Raw genomic sequence first — 16,529 nt, 5'->3', positions numbered from 1 at the left:
GCCTTCGAGGCTCGGGCCGCACCCGTTTCGCGTTCTGCCTCGCCGGAGCGGGCCACTGCCTGGTGTGGGAGCTTCACGAACGGCCAGGTGGAGGGCGTGAGCAGCGGCAGCTGCTCCAGGGACCCGGACGGTGAGCTGACACCCCCGCCGTGACGGCTCAGGTCAGGAAGTCCCGCCCGATCCGCTCCGCCACCCGCTCCAGGATCGGCCCCGCCTCGGCGATGCACTTCGCCACGTCCGGCTCCGCGTCCGTCAGGGGGTAGACCCGGCGGAAACCGGCCCGGCCCAGGGTCTCCGGCGGCAGGGCGAGGCGGCCGCAGACCGCGACGACCTCCTTGCCCGCCGCACGGGCCGCCGTGGCGACGCCCGCCGGGGCCTTGCCGTGGAGGGTCTGTTCGTCGAGGGAGCCCTCGCCGGTGATCACCAGGCCGGCACGGTCCAGGGCGGGGGCGAAGCCCAGGACGTCGAGCATGACCTCGATGCCGGGGCGGAAGCGGGCGCCGAGCAGCAGGGCGCCGTAGCCGATCCCGCCCGCCGCGCCCGCGCCCGGCGAGGCGGCGTACGCGGCGGCCTTCGGTCCGGCCGACTCCTCCAGCACCTTCGCGAAGTGCGCGAGGGCGGCGTCCAGGGCCGCCACGTCGTCCGGCGAGGCGCCCTTCTGCGGGCCGTAGACCGCGGGCGCGCCCTTCGGGCCGGTCAGCGGGTTGTCGACGTCGCTGGCGAGGACCAGTTCGATCTCCGTCAGGCGCGGGTCGAGGGCCGTCAGGTCGGCGGTGGCCAGATCGGCGAGGCCGCCGCCGCCCGGGGGGACCGGCTCGCCGTGCCCGTCCAGGAAGCGCGCGCCCAGCGCGGACAGCATCCCGGCGCCGCCGTCCGTGGTGGCGCTGCCGCCGACGCCGAAGACGATCGTGCGGGCGCCCGCGTCCAGCGCGGCCCGCAGCAGCTCGCCGGAGCCGTGCGTGGAGGCCGTGAGCGGGGCGAAGACCCCGGCGGGCAGCCGCTGGAGTCCGCTGGCCTCGGCCATCTCCACGACCGCGGTGCGCTCGCGCAGCGCGAACGCCGCCGTCACCTCGTCGCCGAGCGGACCGGCGACCCGTACCTCCCGGCGCTCGAACCCGGCCGCGACCGCCGCGGCCACGGTTCCGTCGCCGCCGTCGGCCACGGGCAGCGCCTCCACCTCAAGGTCCGGTACGGCCCGGCGCAGCCCGGCCGTCACCCGCGCGGCGACCTCCACGGCCGTCAGCGACCCCTTGAACTTGTCCGCGGCGACGAGCACCCGCCGCGCCTTCCGGGTATCACTCACTGCAGCGTCCGCCACTTGCACTCCCCTTGCTCTCCGGGCCCTCACGCACGTCAAGGCCAGTCGCGCCGCAGCGACCTTAACCGCAGGACGTGCCCGTCGTCAGCCTCTGCCCATCCCGTGGACCGGCTCAGGGGCGCGCCGAAAACGGGTAGACCATAACCATGCCCCCAGCGCACACCCGGACAGACCTCCCCGACCGCATCCTCGGCGGCTGGCAGGGCCGCATCGCGGGCAACATGCTCGGCAAACCGGTCGAGCAGGGCGAGGTCTGGACCCGCGACCGCATCGACCGCTACCTGCGCCAGGCCGCCGCCCTGCCGCTGACCGACTACCTCCCCGAGCCGATCAGCGAACACGACGGCTTCGAGCTGCGCCCCGAGTGGCGCCAGTGCGTGCGCGGCCGGATCCACGGCAGTTGCCGTGACGACGACGTCGACTACGCGATCCTCGGCCTGGACCTGCTGGAGACCCACGGCTTCGGTTTCAGCACCGAGCAGGTCGGCGACCTGTGGCTGCTGCGGCTGCCGTACCTGCAGACGTTCACCGCCGAGCGGGCCGCCTACCGCAACCTCGCGAACGGGCTCAAGCCGCCGCTGACGGCGACGTACGACAACCCCTACCAGGAGTGGATCGGGGCGCTGATCAGGGCCGACATCCACGGCTGGACCTGCCCGGGGGTGCCGCGCCGGGCCGCCTCGCTGGCGCGCCGGGACGCGGTGCTGTCGCACACCGGCAACGGGGTCTACGGGGCGATGTGGGCGGCGGCGCTGATCGCGGCGGCGTTCACGGCGCCCACCGTGCGGCACGCGATCGACGAGGCCCTGGCCGTGATCCCGGCGAGCAGCCGGCTGGCCCGCACGGTGCGCCGGGTCGCCTCCCTGCACGACACGCGGATGTCCTGGGAGGACACGCTCACCACGCTCACCGAGGAGACGGCCGGGATGGGCTGGATCCACACCGTCCCGAACGCCGCCGTCCTGACCGCCGGGCTGCTCTACGGCGACGGCGACTTCACCCGCACCATCGCCCTGACCGTGCGCGGCGGACTGGACACCGACTCCAACGGGGCGACGGCGGGGTCGGTGGCCGGGGTGTTCTGCGGGGCCGCGGCCATTCCGGAGCAGTGGACGGTCCCGCTGGAGGACACGGTCCGCAGCGCGGTGTTCGGCTTCGACGGGGTGCGGATCAGCGAGCTGGCGGAGCGGACGCTGCGGCTGGCGGAGCACCAGGGCTGACCGGATCGAACCGGCCATTCCCCGGCCGGGCGGGGTGCCCGAGCGGCTGTTTCCGGCCACCTGTCCGTGGTCCGACGATGTCGATCACAACCAAACGTAAGGTGATCTGGCCATTGCCCCGTCTGATCATTTCCAGTCACCTGGTTCGCGGCCCCGCGTCCCCGCGACCTCGGGTACCCGCGACCTCGCGTCCTCGCGCCCGACAGAAAGCGTCTGCTTGTCATGTCTCGTCTCAGAACCGCCCTGCGTGCCACCGCCACCGCGACCGTCCTGACCGCCGCCGTGCTCACCGCGCCGGGGGCCATGGCCGCCGAGCAGTCCGCCGCCTCGGCCTCCGCCACCGTGTGCGGCACGGGCTACACGCTGCGCAAGGCGATCCCGCTGCCTCTCGGCGTCGACCCCGACCTGCGCAAGGCGACCCTCTTCGCCTACGAGAACGGCGCCAAGGGCTGCGTCATCCTCGACAACAACGTCGGCCGCGCGCAGTACATGTCCGTGCAGATCTGCAAGGTGGACGGCACGGCCTGCGACCCCGACACGGGCACCTTCAGCGAGTACGCGGGCCCGGTGTACGTCTCCAGCTTCGCCTGCGCCCCGGTGACCGCCAAGATGGGCTCGTCCTCCGGCAGCCTCTACGTCAACTACAAGTCCAGCTACGTCTTCCCCTGCGGCTGAGCCGTCCTCGGGTGGCTACCCTGCCCCCATGACCACCTCTTCTGACTTCGCCGCCTACATCGCGTCCCTGCCCCGCGTCCTGGCCGGCGCCGCCGCGCTGTTCCGCGACGGCGAGGGCCGGGTGCTGCTCGTCGAGCCCAACTACCGGGAGGGCTGGACGCTGCCCGGCGGCACGATCGAGTCCGACGACGGCGAGACGCCGCGGCAGGGCGCGCGGCGTGAGACGGCGGAGGAGATCGGGCTGGACCGTGAGCTCGGCCGGCTGCTGGCGGTGGACTGGGTGCACGGCCCGGGGCGTCCGCCCCTGGTGGCGTATCTGTACGACGGCGGGGTGCTCGGCGAGGACGAGCTCAAGGCGATCCGCCTCCAGGAGGAGGAACTGCTGTCCTGGCGGCTGGTCCCGCGCGAGGAGCTGCCCGAGTATCTGCCGGGCGCCCTGGGCCGCCGTGTCCTGGCCGGCCTGGACGTCCTGGCGGACGGCTCGGGCACGGCGGAGCTGGAGAACGGGCACCGGGTGTCCTGACCGACCCCGCCCGTTCACCCGTCGGGACCCCGTTCGATAACCGCTCGCAGGCGTCGTACGGCCCGGCCTACCCTCGGGGACATGGCCGAGCCCCTCGTCGCGCTCCTCACCGGTGCCGGTATCAGCACGGACTCCGGGATCCCGGACTACCGCGGGCCGAACGGGCTCTGGCGGCGTGATCCGGAGGCCGAGAAGCTCGTCACGTACGAGTACTACATGGGCGACCCGGAGATCCGCCGCCGCTCCTGGCAGATGCGGCGCGAGAACCGGACCCTTCAGGCGGAGCCCAACGCCGCGCACCGGGCTGTGGCCGAACTGGAGCGGTCCGGGGTACCCGTCCGGGTGATCACGCAGAACGTGGACGGGCTGCACCAGCTCGCCGGGATGCCCGACCGCAAGGTTCTCGAACTGCACGGCACGGCCCGGAGTGTCGTCTGCACCGGCTGCCACGCCCGCGGCCCGATGGAGGACGTGCTCGCCCGGGTCGAGGCGGGCGAGGACGACCCGCCGTGCCTGGAGTGCGGCGGCGTCCTGAAGTCGGCGACGGTGATGTTCGGCGAGCGGCTCGACCCCGTCGTCCTCGGCGAGGCGGCCGCCATCAGCAAGGCCTGCCAGGTGTTCGTCGCCGTCGGCACGAGCCTCCAGGTCCAGCCCGCCGCGGGCCTCGCCGGTGTCGCCGCCGACCACGGCGCCCGCCTGATCATCGTCAACGCCGAGCCGACGCCGTACGACGACCGTGCGGACGAGATCCTCCGCGAGCCCATCGGCACGGCACTGCCGAAGCTGCTGCGCGGCCTCACGGCCGACGGGCCGCCCGCAGATCCTCCAGGCGCGTGAGTGCGTCTCGGCCCACCTCGCGCTCGGCCTCGGTGAGCCGGAGCGCGGCGGCCCGGGCGAGGACGGTCGCCGCCGCATCCTCGTCGCCGAGCCGTCCCGCGACGTCCGCGCGCAGGACGAGGAGCTGAAGCAGCTGCACGGGCGTCGGCGTCTCGTCCGCCAGGCGCAGGACACGGTCGACGACCTTGGCGGCGCCCGCCGCGTCCTCCTTGGAGTCAGCCAGGAGCGACGCGTGGTGCAGGGCCCGCGCGAAGGTCTCCTCTGGGGCCGGCCCGTGGTGTGGGTTCTCGCCGGTGCGCTGCCCGACCCGGACGCAGTTGCCGCCCGGGTCGGTCATGAGGAACTGCCGCACGCCGTACGACATGTCCTTCAGCTGTCCGACCCGCGGCAGGCCCCGGGTGGGGATCCTGCCGTACGCCGCCTTGAGCCCGGACCGGAACGCCTGGTACAGGCCGTCGACGTCGTCGGTCAGGACGTAGCAGGTGCTGATCGAGCCGGTCGGCTCGTAGTGCTTCATCGCGAAGAACTGCAGCTCGATGCCGCCGAGTTCGACGACCGCGTACGGGTTGGGGCTGCGCTGCTGGTACGTCACCTCGAAGCCGAGGGCGGTGTAGAACTCGAGGACGGGTGGGAGGGTCTGGCACGGCAGGATCGGGATCGTCTTCTCCGGCATGACCTCACTCTAGTCAAATTTGACCAATCGGAGGGCCTAAAAGAGTGCGGCTCCCCGCTCGAAGTCCAGCAGGCGCTGCTTGCGTTCCAGTCCGCCCCCGTATCCCGTGAGGCCGCCGTTCGCGCCGATGACGCGGTGGCAGGGGACGATGATGCCGACGGGGTTGCGGCCGTTGGCGAGGCCGACCGCGCGGGAGGCCGTGGGGGTGCCGAGGGCGTCGGCGAGTTGGCCGTAGGTGCGGGTCTCGCCGTAGGGGATGCGCCGGAGCCGGTCCCAGACGGCGCGCTGGAACGGCGTGCCCGTCAGGCGGAGTTCGACGGTGAACTCCTTGAGCTCGCCCGCGAAGTAGGCCTTGAGCTGCTCCTCCGTCTCGGCGAAGAGGGTGTCGTCGCGCGGGCCGAAGGTCTCCTCCGGGGGGCGGTGGCGCTGGCCGGTCATGTAGAGGCCGCACAGGACGCCGTCGTCGGCGACGAGGGTGAGGGGGCCGTAGGGGCTGTCGGTCACGCTGTGGTGCTTCATGGCACGTCCCTATACCGGTAGGAAGTTGATCGGGTGGCTGTCGGTCGCCCAGAGGTACTGGACCGCGTAGGCCCGCCAGGGGCGCCAGGCCGCCGCGCGGGCGGTGAGCCTGGCGGGCGTGGAGGGCAGGCCGAGTTCCTGAGCGGCGCGGCGGATACCGAGGTCGGTGGGGAGGAAGGCGTCGGGGTCACCGAGGGCCCGCATGGCGATGACGTCAACCGTCCAGGGGCCGAATCCGGGCAGCGCGAGGAGTTGGGCGCGGGCCTGCGGCCAGTCGCTCTCCACGCCCAGGTGGAGGTCACCGTCGGCGAGCCGGCGCACCAGGGTGGTGAAGGTGGTGCGGCGGGTGCGGGGCATCGCCAGGGTCTCCGGGTCCAGCGCCGCGAGGGCCTCGGGGGCCGGGAAGAGGTGGGTGAGACCGCCCTCGGGGTCGTCGACCGGTTCGCCGTGCGCGGTGACCAGCCGGGCCGCGTGGGTGCGGGCGGCGGCGGTGGAGACCTGCTGGCCGAGCACGGCCCGGACGGCGAACTCCGCCTCGTCCACCGTGCGCGGGACCCTCCGGCCGGGCGCCTTGTCGACCAGCGGTGCCAGGACCGGGTCCGTGCGCAGTTGCTCGTCGATCGCGACCGGGTCGGCGTCCAGGTCGAGCAGACGGCGGCAGCGGCTGATGGCGACGGTCAGATCGCGCAGGTCCCTGAGGGTGAGGCGGCAGGCGATGTGGTCGGGAGTGGGAGTGAGGGACACGATGCCGTGGCCGTACGGCAGGCGCAGGGTGCGGCGGTAGGAGCCGTCGCGCCACTCCTCCACGCCGGGTACGGCCGTGGCGGCGAGGTGGCCGAAGAGGTTGTCGGGGTTGAGCGGGGTGCGGAACGGCAGCCGCAGGGAGAGCGAGCCCGGGGTGCTCGCGCCCTGCCGCTTCGGGGCGCGGGCGCGCAGCTCGCTCGGGGCGAGGGCGAAGACCTCGCGAACGGTGTCGTTGAAGGTGCGGATCGAGGCGAAGCCGGCCGCGAAGGCGATCCGCGCCATCGGCAGGGCCGTCGTCTCGATGAGCAGCCGGGCCGTCTGGGCACGCTGGGCGCGGGCGAGCGCGAGGGGGCCCGCGCCCAGTTCGGCGACGAGCTGGCGCTCGACCTGCCGGGTGCTGTAGCCGAGGCGGGCGGCGAGGCCGGGCACGCCCTCGCGGTCCACGACACCGTCGCCGATCAGCCGCATGGCGCGGGCCACGAGGTCGGCGCGCTGGTTCCACTCCGGGGAGCCGGGGCTGGTGTCGGGCCGGCAGCGCTTGCAGGCCCGGAACCCGGCCTGCTGGCAGGCCGCCGCACTCGGGTGGAAGACCATGTTCTCCGGCTTGGGCGGCACGACCGGGCAGCTGGGACGGCAGTAGATGCCGGTCGTCAGGACTGCCGTGAAGAACCATCCGTCGAACCGGGCGTCCTTGGACTGGACGGCGCGCACGCAGCGCTCGGTGTCGGTGTGCATCCCCATCTGCATGCGTCCAGCATCGAGCACCCGACGGGGCGAGGCTGGCGAGAATCCGACATCGACGTGCCCGGCCGGCGCCGCGCGGAGACAGCCGGAACCAGGAAAGGTGAATATCTATTCATGTGTTCTTGGGTGACCGGTACGATGACGTCATGGGTCATGGAGCCGTCATCCCCGCGCAGGACGCCGCCGAGCGCGTACGCCTGGACGCGGACAACGTCGCGAAGGTCGCCACCACGCTCCAGGCCCTGTCCACGCCCTCCCGGCTGCTGATCCTGGCGCGGCTGCGGGAAGGCCCGCTGCCGGCCACCGAGTTGGCCGCCGAGGTGGGCATGGAGCAGTCGGCCTGCTCGCACCAGCTGCGGCTGCTGCGCAATCTGGGTCTGGTCGTCGGCGAGCGGCAGGGCCGTTCGGTCGTCTACGCGCTGCACGACCACCATGTCGCCGAGCTGCTCGACCAGGCGGTCTACCACGTGGAGCATCTGCGCCTGGGCATCAGCGACGCCGCCGACTGAGGCGGCGCCGCTGGCGCATCAGTCCGACTATTCGGTGGCCGTCGGCCGCCTCGACGCCGCCATCGCCTCGCTCACGCGCGTCAGCGGGCGCAGCCGGTAGGTGTACGCGTAGTCGCGGTTGGCGAGGAGCTTGAACTCGTCGTGGGTGTGGGCGCCCCAGCTGTTGTCGCCGCCCACGCCCATCTGGCGGTGGTTGACCCGGAGGACCACCGCGTCCCTGGGGTCGAGCTGGTAGTCGTGGCGGGCGCCGACCGACAGGTCCTCGGGGGTGACGTGCGAGGCGTTGACCTCCAGCAGCGGCTCACCGCAGACGAGCAGTCCGCGTCCGCTGCCGTCCGTCAGCGCGGCCCAGCGGACATCGGTCTTGTTGCCGTTCTCCTGGGGCCGCAGGTAGGAGGTCCACTGATCGGAGACGGTGCCGGAGTACAGGCCCACGTCGGTGGCGTTGTTGCGGTCCCACATGTTCTCCTCCGGGCCCCGGCCGTAGTAGTGCAGCCGGTCCAGGCGGCGGGGCAGGAACAGCAGGGTGCCGACCTCGGGGATGTACGGCAGGTTGGCCGCACCCGGGTGCAGGGTGTTGTCGACCTTGATCTCGCCGTTGCCGAAGACCGTGTACGTCGTGCTGTACGTGGACTGCGTGCTGGTGGGCAGCGTGCCGGTGACCCTGACCTCGACGGCCCGGTCGTCCAGCGGCCGGACCCGTACGTCCGCCACCTTCCGCTTGGCTCCCGCGTCGCGCCACGTCTGGTTGCGGGTGTGGTGGCCGTTGCCCCGGTCGTTGTCGGTGGGCGCCCGCCAGAAGTTCGGGACGGGGCCGGAGGTGATGAGCCGGGTGCCGCCCGCCTCGTACGAGGTGATGGTGCCGGCGCCCTTGTCGACGGTGACCGAGAAGCCCTTGCCCTCGACGGTGACGGACTCGTCCCGGTCGGTGTACCGCAGGGCGGGGACGCCGCGCAGCGGCAGGGGGGTCACGGCCGGGCTGTCCGTGTCGAGGGCGAGCTGCTGCTTGGCCACCTCGAAGCCGGCCTTCGCCCACCGGGTGGGCTCCTTGGTGGTGAAGGAGAGCTGGAGGAAGTACTCCGTGCCCGGTGCGGGCTTGGCCGGCAGCCGCACCGGCACCTTGATGTCCTTGCTGGAAAGCGGCGCGACGTTCAGCTGGTCGCGGGTGAGCCGGCCGCGCTGGACGACCTTGCCGTCGGCGATGAGGGACCAACGGCCGTCGAACTCGCGGAGGTGGGTGAAGAGGTACTCGTTGGTGAGGGTGACGGCGCCGGGGCCGCCGGAGGCCGGGGCGGCGTTGATCGCCTGGTAGATCTGCTTGACCTCGGCGGACTTGCCCGTGAGACCGCGGTCGGCGGTGATGAGGCCGTTTCCGCAGAAGTTGCCGTCGTTGGGGTTGTCGCCCCAGTCGCCGCCGTAGGCGTAGAACGTCTTGTCGCGCGGGCGCCGCTCGGCGACGCGGGCGGTGGCGGCGTCGAACCAGAAGCGCACGCCCTCGCCGTCCGGGCCGCGGCTGTCCGAGGCCAGCTCGGCGGCGCTCAGCGCGCGGGCGTAGACACGGGCCCGCCGGATGGTGCCGCTGAACTCCCGGGTCGGGTTGTCGACGTCGGTGGCGAGGGACAGGGACGCGGTGTTGTCGTCGGGGCGCCGCGTGGTGGTCCGGGTGCCGCGCACCTGGCCGTCGACGTACAGGGTGAGCGTCCCCGCGTCGGCGTCGAAGACACCGGCGACATGGTGCTCCTTGCCCGTCCAGCCGTCGGGCAGCGCCCAGCTCGCGCTGACCCACTGACCGCCGCCGTGGATGAAGAACTCCAGGTTCCTGTCGGCCTGTTTGAGCGCGTACTGGGTGTCGCCCTTGGCGAGGATGGGCTGGTGGCCGCCGGTCACGTGCGGGGTGACCCAGGCCTCCAGCGTGAGGGAGCCGGTGAGGTCCAGGCGGGGGTCGCGGGGGAAGACGGTGCCGCCGGAGACGCCCTTGGCGCGGTCGAAGGTGCCCGCGGGGGCCATGATCTCGCCGCGCAGTGCGCCCGGGCCGGACTCGGTGAGCAGCTTGCGGGCGGGGGTCGGCCGGCTCAGGGCCTGGTCGACGAAGTCCCAGATCCAGCCGCCCTGGAGGACGTCGTAGCGGCGGACGATGTCCCAGTACTTCTTGAAGTTGCCGTTGGAGTTCCCCATCCCGTGCGAGTACTCGATCATCACGTACGGACGGGTGTCGCTGGTGTCCTTGGCGCGCTGCTCGACCCGCTGCGGGCTGTCGTACATCTCGGAGCGGATGTCGCTGATGCCCGGGCGGTCGTCGCCCTCGTACTGGATGACGCGGGTGGGGTCGTAGGAGCGGATCCAGTCGTGCATGGCGTTGAAGGTGGTGCCGCCGCCCGCCTCGTTGCCGAGGGACCAGATGACCACCGAGGCGTGGTTCTTGTCGCGGTGGACCATGTTCTGGGCGCGGACCACGCATGCCTCGGTCCACTCGGGGTGGCCGCTGCCGGGGAACCTGTCGCGGATGCCGTGGGTTTCGAGGTTGGTCTCGCCCACGAGGTACAGGCCGTACTCGTCGGCGAGTTCCAGCCACAGCGGATTGTTGGGGTAGTGCGAGGTGCGGACGCTGTTGATGTTGAGCCGCTTGATGATCTCGATGTCCTCGATCATCTGCGCCCGGGTGAGCGCCGAGCCGGTCTCGGGGTGCATCTCGTGGCGGTTGGTGCCGCGGAAGGAGACCGGCTTGCCGTTGATGCGCATCAGGCCGTCCTTGAGCGCGAACTCGCGGAAGCCGACCCGGTGCGAGAGGGTCTCGACCACCTTGCCGGCCGGGTCGCGCAGCCGGAGCACGGCGGTGTAGAGGTTCGGGTGCTCGGCCGACCAGAGCTTCGGCGCGGGGACGGCTCGGGACGCCTCGGCGGTGGCCTCGTCGCCTCCGGGGACGTCGACCGGCTGGTTCAGGGGCCGGGGCCAGACGGCGTGGCCGCGCGCGTCGTACAGCTGTGTCTCGACCGTGTAGCGGCCCGCGCCCTTGCCGCCGTAGTCGCGGACGTGCGCGGTGACCTTCAGCTCGGCGGAGGTGTAGTCGTCGCCGAGCGGGGTGTCCAGCTTGAAGTCGCGCAGGTGCACGTTCGGGGTGGAGTACAGGTGGACCGAGCGGAAGATGCCGCTCAGCCGGATCATGTCCTGGTCCTCCAGCCAGTCCGCGTCGGAGTAGCGGTACACCTCGACGGCGATCTGGTTGGTGCCCGGCTTGAGGTGGGGGGTGATGTCGTACTCGGCGGAGGTGTAGGAGTCCTCGTGGTAGCCCACCAACTCGCCGTTGATCCACACGTAGTGGGCGGACTTGACGCCCTCGAAGTGCAGGAAGGTGCGCCGGCCCGACCAGTTCCGGGGGACGGTGAACGTGCGCCGGTACTGGCCGACGGGGTTGTAGCGGGTCGGGGCGGCCGGCGGCTGGGCCTCCTCGCCGCCACCGTTGGGGCCCCACCAGGGGTAGGTGATGTTGACGTAGATCGGGAAGTCGTAGCCGTGCAGCTGCCAGGCCGAGGGCACGGGGATGGTGTCCCAGCCGGAGTCGTCGACGTCGGTGCGGTGGAAGTCGGCGTCCCGGTCGTCCGGGCGGTCGGCGTAGGCGAACTTCCACGTGCCGTCGAGGCTCAGCCGGTACGGCGAGCGGGTGCGGTCGCCGTCCAGGGCCTGCTCCACGTCCGCGTACGGCATGAGCGTGGTGTGCGGCGGCTCGGTGCCCACGCGGTACACGGCCATGCCGTCGTTCCACTCCGGCGGGCCGTCCGCCGCCGGGCGCCGGCCGGCCGCGTGCGCGACGGCGGGCGACGCGGACAGGGCGAGCGCGCCGAGCACGGCGGCGCCCCCTTCGAACAGACGGCGACGGCTGACGACGGGCCGGTCGGCGGGGGACGGGAGCGGGTGCGGCATGACCGTGGCCTTCCTCGGTTCGACAGGGTGCTGCACGGACTGAGGGCACGTCAGAAAAGATCCCCAACTCCCGGAATGGGCGTTTCTGTTGGGACCCGTGCAACTGACGGTGACGGAGCAACTGCTGAGCAGGCACACCCTAGAACTCGAACACAACCGAAGCAATGATCCCGTCGGACTTTGTGCGGTCCTGGTGGTTCTGTCGTTACGCCGGCCGCACCGACCCGCGGGACCGACCCGCGATTGTTTGCCATTTCGGCGCGACAGTGTCGCTCCTCCGACCGTAATGTGACCTCATCGGACCGCCTGTGCAATGGATCTTGGCCGGACCTTTTGCCGCGCCGGAAGGAGCGGCTCGTGAACGGGTATGCGCCCTCGGACCGGGACGCCGTCACCGCCGCCCCCGGTGGGCTGCTGGACCTGCTGAAGGTCGCGGCCGTGGTCCTGGACGGCGGCGGGCACATCGCCCTGTGGAGCCCCGAGATCGAGCAGCTGCTCGGCTACACCGCCGAGGAGGCCCTGCACCAGCGCGCCGACACGCTCCTGGTCGCGCCCGAGGACCGCCCCCGGGGCAGGGAGCTGTTCGCCCAGGTCAGGTCGGGGGACCGCTGGGCCGGTGTCTTCCCGCTGCGGCACCGCGACGGCACGGAACGCGCCGTGGAGTTCCGCACGATGCGGCTCCTCGACAGCGAGGGCCGGCCCCACCTCCTGGGACTCGCCACGGACGCTACGACCGTACGGAGGGTGGAGCGGGACCTCGCACTCTCGCACAGCCTCGTCCACCAGACCCCGCTCGGTATCGCCGTCTTCGACAACGACCTGCGCTGGGTCGGGGTCAACCCGGCGCTGGAGCGCATGAACGGCGTGCCCGAGGAGGCCCTGCTGGGCCGGCGGCTCGGCGAGGTGCTGCCGGGGCTGGACGTCGAGGCGATCGAGGCCCGGATGCGGCACGTCCTCAAGACCGGCAGACCCCTGCTCGACCAGCAGACCATCGGCCGCACGGCGGCGGACGAACACGACCGCGCCTACTCGGAGTCGTACCACCGCATCGAGGGCACCGACGGCCGGGTGCTGGGTCTGGCGATGGCCGTGCTGGACGTGACCGAACGCCAGCAGGCCGCGGCCGAGGTCGCGCAGGCGCGCCAGCACCTGTCGGTGATCGCCGAGGCCGGGGTGCGGATCGGGACCACGCTGGATCTTCAGCAGACCGCCCGGGAGCTGGCCGACGTGGTGGTGTCGCACCTGGCGGACCTGGCCGCCGTGGACGTCCTGGAATCCGTCGTGGCCCGCGGCACGATCGCACCGGTGTCGGGCGGCGCGCCCGCGGAGTTCCGGGCACTGGCCGTCGCGGCGGCGTACCCGACCGACGCCATCCACGCGGCCGATCCGGTCGGCGAGCTGGCGACCTACGCCTCGTCACGGATCATCACACAGTGCGTCCGCACGGCCCGCCCGGTCCTGGTCGAGCGCGTGGACCCGACGATGATGCGGCGCATCGCCCGGGACGCGCGGGCCGCCCGGACCCTGCACGAGGCGGGCGCGCACTCCTACCTGGCGGTGCCGCTGGTGGCCCGGGGCAAGGTGCTCGGCACCCTCACCCTGTACCGCACGGTCGACGAACGCCCGTTCGACGACCGGGACCGGGTGCTCGCCTCGGAGCTCGCCGCGCGCGCCGCCATCTGCATCGACAACGCCCGCCTCTACGGGCGGGAACGCGGCACGGCCCTGACGCTCCAGCGCAGTCTGCTCCCGGCCACGCCCGCCGAGCGGGAGGGGCTCGACATCGCCGCCCGCTACCGCCCGGCGCTCAGCGAGGTCGGCGGCGACTGGTACGACGTGCTGCCGCTGGGCCCGGGACGCACCGGGCTCGTGGTGGGCGACGTCATGGGCAAGGGCGTCCAGGCCGCCGCGATCATGGGTCAGCTGAGCACGGCGACACGGGCCCTGGCCCGGCTGGACCTGCCGCCCGCCGAACTGCTGCGGCATCTCGACGACATCGCCGGCTCGCTCGGCGACGCGATCGCCACGTGCGTGTACGCGGTGTGCGACCTGCGGGCCGGGATCTGCTCGCTGTCCAGCGCCGGTCATCTGCCGCCGGTGCTCGCCGGGGCGGACGGCGGCGCGACGCTGGTCGACGTGCCCGGCGGCGTGCCGCTGGGGGTGGGCGGCGTGGAGTTCGGCACTGTGGAACTGGAGTTCCCGCCGGGCTCCCTGCTCGCCCTCTACACCGACGGGCTGGTCGAGAACCGCGGGGAGCCGATCGACACCGGCCTCACCCTGCTGACCCGCCTCCTGGAGAACCCGGGACCCAGCCTGCAGCGGGCCGGTGACAGCCTCCTCGGTGCGCTGAGCCCGGAGCCCGACGACGACGTCGCGCTCCTGCTGGTCCGCGCCCGCTCCTGAGCGACGGCACCGACGGCGACGGTACGACGCCGGGGTGCTGCGGCTGTCCGGACTGGCCTCAGGCCCTCTCCCTGCGCACGACGCACAGGGCCCAGATGATGAAGCCGGAGATCGCGATCATCACCACCGACCAGACGGGATAGGACGGCAGCGAGAGGAAGTTGGCGATGATGACGAGGCTGGCGATGCCCACGCCGGCGACCCGCGCCCACGTCGACACCTGGAACAGCCCCAGGCTGACGATCACGGCGACCACGCCCAGGCTCAGATGGATCCAGCCCCAGCCCGTGAGGTCGAACGCGAACACGTAGTTGGGGGTCGAGAGGAACACGTTGTCCTCGGCGATCGCCGAGATACCGCGCAGGATGCCCAGAATCCCGGCGACCATGAGCATGACGGCACCGAAGGCCATCAGGCCGACGGCGAACGGGCGATCGGCGGTCCGTCCGTGCGGAGGGTGTGTGGCGGTCATCCTTGTGCCTCGTTTCTGTCGGGTCCGTCGTGCTCCGCGACCGGGAGGAGGTCCGGCAATCCAGGCCCGGCTCGCTTCCCGGCTGCCCGTGTTCCCGCCCCGGGCGATGACGTAGGCGAACACCCCGGGGAAGGGCAGGACGACGCAGAACCGTCTCAGCGTGCCCGCCCACGGGACGGGGCCGCCTCACCCGCGGCGGGTGATCCGTAGCCCGCGCCGTGCCGGTGAGGTGGGGAGCACACCCCCGTAGAGACCGGAGAGAGCCGAGATGAACGATTCCGTACCGAGCCTCTCCCCGGCCTTCCGGTCACCGGCCGAGCGTGCCGCCGTGGGCCGAGCGGCGCGCCGGCGCGTCCCTCGGTCGTCCCAGAGCTGGTTCGAGGCGGGGCCGGAGCGGCCGGACCCGGTCGAGGTGGTGGAGCGGCAGTCGGCCACCCGTCTGCCGGAGCTGGTGCCGATCCGCTACGGCCGCATGCTCGAATCGCCGTTCCGCTTCTACCGGGGTGCGGCGGCGATCATGGCCGAGGACCTGGGGCGCGCCCCGGACACGGGGCTTCGGGTGCAGCTCTGCGGCGACGCCCACCTGCTGAACTTCCGGCTGCTGGCCTCGCCCGAACGCCATCTGGTCTTCGACATCAACGACTTCGACGAGACCCTGGCCGGGCCGTTCGAGTGGGACGTCAAGCGGCTGGCGGCCAGTTTCGCCGTCGCGGGCCGTGCGAACGGCTTCGGGGCCGAGGAGCAGAGCGCCGCGGTGGAAGCGTGCGTACAGGCCTACCGGCGGCGGATGCGGGAGTTCGCCGGCATGCGCAACCTGGACATCTGGTACGCCCAGGACGACGCCGACCGCCTACGGGAGCTGATGGCCGCGTCCATGGGCAAGGAGGCCAGGCACCGCACCGACGAGGCGACCGCGAAGGCCCGCACCCGCACCCACCTCCAGGCCTTCGCGAAGCTGACCCGGGTGACGGCCGAGGGGCGGCGGATCGCGCCCGACCCGCCCCTGATCACTCCGCTGCGGGACCTGGTGACCGACTCCTCGCCGCACGGGCAGGAGCAGGAGCTGCGCGCCGTCCTGGAGGGCTACGCCCGGACCCTGTCGTCCGAGCGCCGGCACCTGCTGCGCCGCTACCGGATGGTGGACATCGCCCGCAAGGTGGTGGGGGTCGGCAGCGTCGGCACCCGCTGCTGGATCGTGCTGCTGCTCGGCCGGGACGACGACGATCCCCTGCTGCTGCAGGCCAAGGAGGCGCAGGCCTCGGTGCTCGCCGCCCACACCGGGGGCGAGGGCTACGACAACGAGGGCCGCCGCGTGGTGGCGGGACAGCGGCTGATCCAGACGACGAGTGACATCCTCCTGGGCTGGACGCACGCCGTGGGCCTCGACGGACACGAGCGGGACTTCTACGTACGCCAGCTGCGGGACTGGAAGGGCATCGCACGGCCGGACACCATGGGCCCCGGCCTGTTCCGCCTGTTCGCGCGGCTGTGCGGGGCGAGCCTGGCGCGGGCCCACGCCCGCTCGGGCGACCCCATCGCCATCGCGGCGTACCTGGGCGGCGGCGACCGCTTCGACCGCGCGCTCGCCGCGTTCGCCCGGTCCTACGCCGACCGCAACGAGCGGGACTTCGCCGCGCTGGGCGCCGCCGCCCGCTCCGGCAGGATCCCCACGGCGACCGGAGCGAGCCCGGCTCACTCCGGCAGCTGACGCATCTCCACGACCCTGAGTCCCAGCGCCTGGAAGCGGGTCAGCAGCCCGTACAGATGGGCCTCGTCGACCACGGGGCCGTACAGGACCGTCTGGCCGGACATCAGCACGTGGTCCATCTCCGGGAAGGCCTTGGCCAGCGTCTCCGACATATGTCCGTCGACACGGATCTCGTAGCGCATGAACTGCTCTTCCGCCAAGGGCCTGGAACGGGCGGGGCACGCCCTTGTCCGGCGATGCTCCGCCCTGGGGGCCCGTGCGGCGTC

General features: G+C 72.4%; 14 protein-coding genes. 7 read left to right on the top strand and 7 right to left on the bottom strand.

What is annotated here, in order from left to right; genetic code table 11:
* Positions 1-157: 157 nt before the first annotated feature.
* Positions 158-1,276: a glycerate kinase gene (locus tag ACFZDA_RS03770; protein WP_391074599.1), complete on the bottom strand. Its 1,119-nt coding sequence runs from the start codon at positions 1,274-1,276 to the stop codon at positions 158-160.
* Between the two features lie 188 nt (positions 1,277-1,464).
* On the opposite strand from ACFZDA_RS03770, the gene ACFZDA_RS03765 reads away from it, so the two are divergent.
* The 4 genes from ACFZDA_RS03765 (at position 1,465) to ACFZDA_RS03750 (ending at position 4,573) form a co-directional block, all read left to right on the top strand.
* The gene (locus ACFZDA_RS03765) at positions 1,465-2,538 is read left to right on the top strand and encodes an ADP-ribosylglycohydrolase family protein (RefSeq protein WP_391074296.1); all 1,074 of its coding nucleotides are present in this window, start codon (positions 1,465-1,467) and stop codon (positions 2,536-2,538) included.
* Between the two features lie 222 nt (positions 2,539-2,760).
* Positions 2,761-3,213 carry a hypothetical protein gene (locus ACFZDA_RS03760; protein WP_391074294.1) on the top strand — a complete coding sequence of 151 codons (453 nt, stop codon included), beginning with the start codon at positions 2,761-2,763 and terminating at the stop codon, positions 3,211-3,213.
* A gap of 28 nt (positions 3,214-3,241) precedes the next feature.
* The gene (locus tag ACFZDA_RS03755) at positions 3,242-3,736 is read left to right on the top strand and encodes an NUDIX domain-containing protein (protein WP_391074291.1); all 495 of its coding nucleotides are present in this window, start codon (positions 3,242-3,244) and stop codon (positions 3,734-3,736) included.
* Between the two features lie 81 nt (positions 3,737-3,817).
* Positions 3,818-4,573: a Sir2 family NAD-dependent protein deacetylase gene (locus ACFZDA_RS03750; protein WP_391074288.1), complete on the top strand. Its 756-nt coding sequence runs from the start codon at positions 3,818-3,820 to the stop codon at positions 4,571-4,573.
* Here the strand turns inward: ACFZDA_RS03750 and ACFZDA_RS03745 are convergent.
* The 3 genes from ACFZDA_RS03745 to ACFZDA_RS03735 are packed head-to-tail and all read right to left on the bottom strand — an operon-like array spanning position 4,533 to position 7,244.
* Positions 4,533-5,246 carry a bleomycin resistance protein gene (locus tag ACFZDA_RS03745; RefSeq protein ID WP_391074285.1) on the bottom strand — a complete coding sequence of 238 codons (714 nt, stop codon included), beginning with the start codon at positions 5,244-5,246 and terminating at the stop codon, positions 4,533-4,535. The genes ACFZDA_RS03750 and ACFZDA_RS03745 overlap by 41 nt on opposite strands.
* Before the next feature lie 36 nt (positions 5,247-5,282).
* Positions 5,283-5,765, bottom strand: a complete 483-nt coding sequence (locus tag ACFZDA_RS03740) for a methylated-DNA--[protein]-cysteine S-methyltransferase (RefSeq protein ID WP_391074282.1) — start codon at positions 5,763-5,765, stop codon at positions 5,283-5,285.
* A gap of 9 nt (positions 5,766-5,774) precedes the next feature.
* Positions 5,775-7,244 (bottom strand): AlkA N-terminal domain-containing protein, encoded by a 1,470-nt coding sequence (locus ACFZDA_RS03735; protein ID WP_391074597.1) that lies wholly within the window; start codon positions 7,242-7,244, stop codon positions 5,775-5,777.
* A 155-nt stretch (positions 7,245-7,399) separates the two neighbouring features.
* On the opposite strand from ACFZDA_RS03735, the gene ACFZDA_RS03730 reads away from it, so the two are divergent.
* Positions 7,400-7,762, top strand: a complete 363-nt coding sequence (locus ACFZDA_RS03730; RefSeq protein WP_307178473.1) for a metalloregulator ArsR/SmtB family transcription factor — start codon at positions 7,400-7,402, stop codon at positions 7,760-7,762.
* Positions 7,763-7,789: 27 nt separating this feature from the next.
* On the opposite strand, the gene ACFZDA_RS03725 is transcribed toward ACFZDA_RS03730, so the two are convergent.
* Complete coding sequence (locus tag ACFZDA_RS03725) at positions 7,790-11,680, bottom strand: glycoside hydrolase family 2 TIM barrel-domain containing protein (RefSeq protein ID WP_391074278.1); 3,891 nt, start codon at positions 11,678-11,680, stop codon at positions 7,790-7,792.
* A 357-nt stretch (positions 11,681-12,037) separates the two neighbouring features.
* Here ACFZDA_RS03725 and ACFZDA_RS03720 point away from each other — a divergent pair, with 357 nt between their 5' ends.
* Positions 12,038-14,083, top strand: a complete 2,046-nt coding sequence (locus ACFZDA_RS03720) for a SpoIIE family protein phosphatase (RefSeq protein ID WP_391074275.1) — start codon at positions 12,038-12,040, stop codon at positions 14,081-14,083.
* A gap of 58 nt (positions 14,084-14,141) precedes the next feature.
* On the opposite strand, the gene ACFZDA_RS03715 is transcribed toward ACFZDA_RS03720, so the two are convergent.
* Complete coding sequence (locus tag ACFZDA_RS03715; protein ID WP_391074272.1) at positions 14,142-14,555, bottom strand: hypothetical protein; 414 nt, start codon at positions 14,553-14,555, stop codon at positions 14,142-14,144.
* Between the two features lie 268 nt (positions 14,556-14,823).
* Here ACFZDA_RS03715 and ACFZDA_RS03710 point away from each other — a divergent pair, with 268 nt between their 5' ends.
* The gene (locus ACFZDA_RS03710; RefSeq protein ID WP_391074270.1) at positions 14,824-16,263 is read left to right on the top strand and encodes a DUF2252 family protein; all 1,440 of its coding nucleotides are present in this window, start codon (positions 14,824-14,826) and stop codon (positions 16,261-16,263) included.
* Here the strand turns inward: ACFZDA_RS03710 and ACFZDA_RS03705 are convergent.
* Positions 16,248-16,445 (bottom strand): hypothetical protein, encoded by a 198-nt coding sequence (locus ACFZDA_RS03705; RefSeq protein WP_391074268.1) that lies wholly within the window; start codon positions 16,443-16,445, stop codon positions 16,248-16,250. The genes ACFZDA_RS03710 and ACFZDA_RS03705 overlap by 16 nt on opposite strands.
* Positions 16,446-16,529 lie beyond the last annotated feature (84 nt).

Source organism: Streptomyces sp. NPDC007991, assembly GCF_042958445.1.
Lineage (GTDB): Bacteria > Actinomycetota > Actinomycetes > Streptomycetales > Streptomycetaceae > Streptomyces.
Note: the sequence above shows the minus strand (reverse complement) of the source record. Positions and strands in the feature narration are given on the sequence as shown.

What these genes read in the sequence shown, in the direction of transcription:
- ACFZDA_RS03765 (WP_391074296.1), top strand. Translation starts at nt 1,465, where the DNA reads ATGCCCCCAGCGCACACCCGGACAGACCTCCCCGACCGCATCCTCGGC.
- ACFZDA_RS03760 (WP_391074294.1), top strand. Translation starts at nt 2,761, where the DNA reads ATGTCTCGTCTCAGAACCGCCCTGCGTGCCACCGCCACCGCGACCGTC.
- ACFZDA_RS03755 (WP_391074291.1), top strand. Translation starts at nt 3,242, where the DNA reads ATGACCACCTCTTCTGACTTCGCCGCCTACATCGCGTCCCTGCCCCGC.
- ACFZDA_RS03750 (WP_391074288.1), top strand. Translation starts at nt 3,818, where the DNA reads ATGGCCGAGCCCCTCGTCGCGCTCCTCACCGGTGCCGGTATCAGCACG.
- ACFZDA_RS03745 (WP_391074285.1), bottom strand. Translation starts at nt 5,246, where the DNA reads ATGCCGGAGAAGACGATCCCGATCCTGCCGTGCCAGACCCTCCCACCC.
- ACFZDA_RS03740 (WP_391074282.1), bottom strand. Translation starts at nt 5,765, where the DNA reads ATGAAGCACCACAGCGTGACCGACAGCCCCTACGGCCCCCTCACCCTC.
- ACFZDA_RS03735 (WP_391074597.1), bottom strand. Translation starts at nt 7,244, where the DNA reads ATGCACACCGACACCGAGCGCTGCGTGCGCGCCGTCCAGTCCAAGGAC.
- ACFZDA_RS03730 (WP_307178473.1), top strand. Translation starts at nt 7,400, where the DNA reads ATGGGTCATGGAGCCGTCATCCCCGCGCAGGACGCCGCCGAGCGCGTA.
- ACFZDA_RS03725 (WP_391074278.1), bottom strand. Translation starts at nt 11,680, where the DNA reads ATGCCGCACCCGCTCCCGTCCCCCGCCGACCGGCCCGTCGTCAGCCGT.
- ACFZDA_RS03715 (WP_391074272.1), bottom strand. Translation starts at nt 14,555, where the DNA reads ATGACCGCCACACACCCTCCGCACGGACGGACCGCCGATCGCCCGTTC.
- ACFZDA_RS03710 (WP_391074270.1), top strand. Translation starts at nt 14,824, where the DNA reads ATGAACGATTCCGTACCGAGCCTCTCCCCGGCCTTCCGGTCACCGGCC.
- ACFZDA_RS03705 (WP_391074268.1), bottom strand. Translation starts at nt 16,445, where the DNA reads ATGCGCTACGAGATCCGTGTCGACGGACATATGTCGGAGACGCTGGCC.